Annotated in this window: 4 protein-coding genes and 1 pseudogene; 3 read left to right on the top strand and 2 right to left on the bottom strand. The window is 42.8% G+C overall.

The genetic code is table 11. From position 1 onward, the window contains the following. The 3 genes and pseudogenes from ABYB02_RS15430 to ABYB02_RS15420 form a co-directional block, all read left to right on the top strand. Positions 1–219: pseudogene (locus ABYB02_RS15430) on the top strand (3-octaprenyl-4-hydroxybenzoate decarboxylase); the annotation flags it as partial. Between the two features lie 100 nt (positions 220–319). Next, on the top strand, positions 320–1,033 hold the full coding sequence (gene fre / locus ABYB02_RS15425; RefSeq protein WP_372763291.1) for an NAD(P)H-flavin reductase: 714 nt from the start codon (positions 320–322) through the stop codon (positions 1,031–1,033). 188 nt (positions 1,034–1,221) lie between these two features. Then, positions 1,222–1,635, top strand: a complete 414-nt coding sequence (locus ABYB02_RS15420) for a CBS domain-containing protein (RefSeq protein WP_372763290.1) — start codon at positions 1,222–1,224, stop codon at positions 1,633–1,635. Positions 1,636–1,688: 53 nt separating this feature from the next. On the opposite strand, the gene add is transcribed toward ABYB02_RS15420, so the two are convergent. Then, complete coding sequence (gene add / locus ABYB02_RS15415; RefSeq protein ID WP_372763289.1) at positions 1,689–2,693, bottom strand: adenosine deaminase; 1,005 nt, start codon at positions 2,691–2,693, stop codon at positions 1,689–1,691. A 126-nt stretch (positions 2,694–2,819) separates the two neighbouring features. Beyond that, a partial coding sequence (locus ABYB02_RS15410; RefSeq protein WP_372763288.1) for an ATP-binding protein occupies positions 2,820–3,827 on the bottom strand: 1,008 nt, incomplete at its 5' end.

Genomic DNA, 3,827 nt, shown 5'->3' with positions numbered 1-3,827 from the left:
CGCATGGATCCTGCGCGCGATACGACGCTTATTGAAAATACTCCAATCGACTATTTAGACTTTGCTTCCCCGGTATCTGGGCTTGGTTCAAAAATGGGCATGGATGCAACCAATAAGTGGCCGGGTGAAACAACGCGTGAATGGGGCGAGCCTATCGTCATGGATAAAGCCACTCAAGATCGCGTCGATGATATATGGCAAAGCCTGAACATTCTCTAATATGCTAGACCAATAGGCTATAAAATAAACCCGCAGATATGCTAAACTCAGCGCATTCGAGTGCATATCTGCTGTAACAAGCGCTGCTAAAAGGTAAAAAATGCAAATATTAAAAGCTGAAGTTGTAGCTATCAGCCCACTTACAGAATTTGTTCATAAAGTAATTTTAAAACCACAACAACCGGTTACGTTTGAAGCGGGTCAATATATGCAGCTAGTGCTAGGCGAAAAAGACAAGCGTGCATTTTCGATTGCAAACCGCCCTTCACAATGTGATGAAATAGAACTACATATTGGCGCATCCGCTGCTGATTCCTACGCCATGCAGTCGCTTGAGCATTTACGTAATGCCCACAATAAGCAACAGTTAGTTGATATTGAAGCCGGTTTAGGTATCTCTCAGCTACGTTTACAGTGCGATCGACCGATTATTTTATTAGCCGGTGGTACTGGGTTCTCGTATGCAAAATCTATTGCCGAGCACTTAGCTGAAATTAACTGCGATCGCCCGGTATTATTTTATTGGGGTGTCAAAGAAGAATCGGCGCTCTATGCACATCAAGAAATGCAAGCTTGGGCTGACAGCCGCGAAAACTTCAAATTTATTCCGGTTGTAGAAAACCCATCGGCAAACTGGCAAGGTCATACCGGCTTTGTACACAAAGCGGTAATGCACGATATCGTTTCTCTGGCACCGTACGATATTTATATGGCGGGTCGTTTTGACATGATGGGTGTGGTACGCGATGACTTTATTAATAACGCCGGTGCCATTCGTGAAAACATGTACGCCGATGCATTTGCATTTATTTAATAAATAAACACACCAGCCCCTTATCCTAATTTTGCGATGCACGCTATTGGCTTTGGGGCTATTTATAGAATTACAGCGCCATTTAATATCGATTGGTATTTTCTATCAATTTCATCAACATAAACTATTTCCTAAAATCCAATCTATAAACCATACTTTGTATAGAACATTCAGCGGGAGAGACGCAAATGCTAAATACAAAAGTAAAAGATTTTATGCAACACAAGTTGCCCAATATTACCCCCGACACCGAAATGACCACGGCGATTGCTGAACTACAAAAGTTTAAACTACTCGGTGCGCCGGTCTTTGATAACAATAAATTTTTAGTGGGCTTTATCTCTGAGCAAGAGTTACTGCAACCACTAATGCAAAGCAGTTATTTTTGTGATGGTATGGTGAGAGTATCGCAATTGATGCAAACCGAAGTGGTGACGGTGCACGGCGATACCAACATTATTGAACTTGCTGAGCAAATGAAACCCGGTAAGCCGAAAAATTATCCCGTGGTAGACGGTGAAAAAGTGATTGGCATGATCAGCCGCGCCGATATTCTGAAAGCACTTTACGATAATTACGTTAACTGCCAAACCCATATTTAAGCTGTAAAAAATGCCGCTATTAACACAGCGGCATTTTTGATTACTAAGGGGTTTTATTGGCGCGCGCTTGCCGCTGCTAACAGTGCTTTTTTATCGTCATAGCTCAAATAAGCTATTTCTAACGCATTCGCTTGGGCCTTTTCAATATCAGCGGGTGACAACCCGGCTTGTGGCGCTGCAACGGTATATTCATGCTCAATTTCAATACCTTCAACGGCTGGATCATCGGTGTTAATACAGGCCAAAATACCATGATCTAAAAATCGTTTCAGCGGGTGGTTTGCTAACTCAGCCACCGTGCTAGTTTGAATATTACTGGTTAAGCACGATTCAATACCAATGCGCTTATCACGCAAATAATCCATTAGCTTTGCATCTTCAATCGCTTTTACACCATGGCCAATTCGGCTGGCGCCTAATTCATTAATGGCTTGCCAAATACTTGCTGCGCCTAGCGCCTCACCGGCATGTATGGTAGCGGCTAAGTATGCGTCGTGCACTTGTTTAAAGTGTTTTACAAACAGTTCACCGGGAAAGCCTATTTCGTCGCCGGCTAAATCAACTGCGACTAAATCATTTTTAAATGCCAGTAACGCCTCGAGCTCTTGCTGACATATTTTTTCACCATAGGTGCGCGATAAAATACCAATTAAGTTCGCTTTTACCTGACTCCCTTTACTGGCTGATTTAATGCCATCAACCACCGCCTCTACCACGCCTTGCGGGTGTAAACCTTGGCTTTGTGCCATATAGTAAGGGCTAAAACGTAGCTCAACGTAATCGAGTCCTTGTGCTTGTGCGTCTTCAATATTTTCAATCGCGATGCGTCTACATGCATCATAATCACCGAGTACCGCCACCCCCCAATCTAATTTTTGCAAAAACGCCATCAGGTTAGGCTCAGGATCGATTACTTGTACGTGGGGAATTAACGCGGTCACGTTATCGGCCGGTAACGCAATATTAAACTGACGACCAAGTTCTAATATGGTTTGTGCTCTTACATTTCCATCTAAGTGACGATGGATATCTAGCAAAGGTAATTTTCTATTGATCATAATAGCAACTCGATTTAGTTAAAATTGCGCGCATAATACGCAAATTAAGTGATACTTCAAGTTTAGTGTATTTAAAGTCTATTTTAGCGGTCATATGTCTGCTTTAATTTAGAAAAATAATCTCGGCTAATTTTCTAAGCGTGATAAATAATGCCAAACTGTTTTAAAGAGCACATTGGCCTCAATGGGTTTAGTAATATAATCATTCATACCGCAATGTGCGGCTTTTTTTATATCGGCTGCATGGGCATTCGCCGATAAGCCAATAATAGGCAAATCGAACATGCCAAGCTCATTGCGGATCACTTTGGTGGCTTGTAAGCCATCCATTTTCGGCATTTGAATATCCATCAACACTATATCGTAGCTCTGTTCGCTAAGCATCTCTATGGCTTCAAGGCCATTATTAGCAATTGCAGTAATACACCCTTTAGTTTTTAACATGGCGCTCGCTACGTGTTGATTTAACGGGTTATCTTCTACTAGCAGTATGTTATAACCCACCAATGTTAGGGCTGCAATATCGCCCTCGTGATAGCTGGCTTGGCTATGCTGCTTTTTGGTGAGTGGCGTATTGAGCGGTAAGCTAATAGTAAATGTAGAGCCCTGCCCCACACCACTGCTAACAGCAATAGTGCCGCCCATTAACTCAACCAGCTTTTTACAAATACTTAAGCCCAAGCCTGTGCCACCATATTGGCGCGACGTGGAATTATCTGCTTGCGAAAAGGGTATAAATAGTTTTTCTTGCACCGCGCTGCTAATACCAATACCGGTATCCGCAACACTGACAAAGAGGCTGGTTTTAGACTGCCAAATTTTAACGCTAATGCTGCCGTGAGCGGTAAATTTAATCGCGTTATTGACTAAGTTGAGCAAAATTTGTTTTAACCGTATCGGGTCGGTACTGACCACTAACGGTGTACTTTTATCATACTCTAGCGTTAGCGCTAACGATTTAACCGATACGTCAAACTGCACTAAACTGATGATCTCTTCAGCTAAGCGTGCTACATCCACTGGCTGTGGAATTAAATTAAGCTTACCCGCCTCCATTTTCGAAAAGTCGAGTACATCGTTTAATACCCGCAGCAACACCCCAAGAGCCCCGTCCGCTTGCTCAATATAGCTGCG

Origin of the sequence: Pseudoalteromonas sp. (assembly GCF_041613455.1) — a bacterium.
Lineage (GTDB): Bacteria > Pseudomonadota > Gammaproteobacteria > Enterobacterales > Alteromonadaceae > Pseudoalteromonas.
Note: the sequence above shows the minus strand (reverse complement) of the source record. Positions and strands in the feature narration are given on the sequence as shown.

Coding starts and splice junctions, on each gene's coding strand:
- fre (WP_372763291.1), top strand. CDS start 320: ATGCAAATATTAAAAGCTGAAGTTGTAGCTATCAGCCCACTTACAGAA.
- ABYB02_RS15420 (WP_372763290.1), top strand. CDS start 1,222: ATGCTAAATACAAAAGTAAAAGATTTTATGCAACACAAGTTGCCCAAT.
- add (WP_372763289.1), bottom strand. CDS start 2,693: ATGATCAATAGAAAATTACCTTTGCTAGATATCCATCGTCACTTAGAT.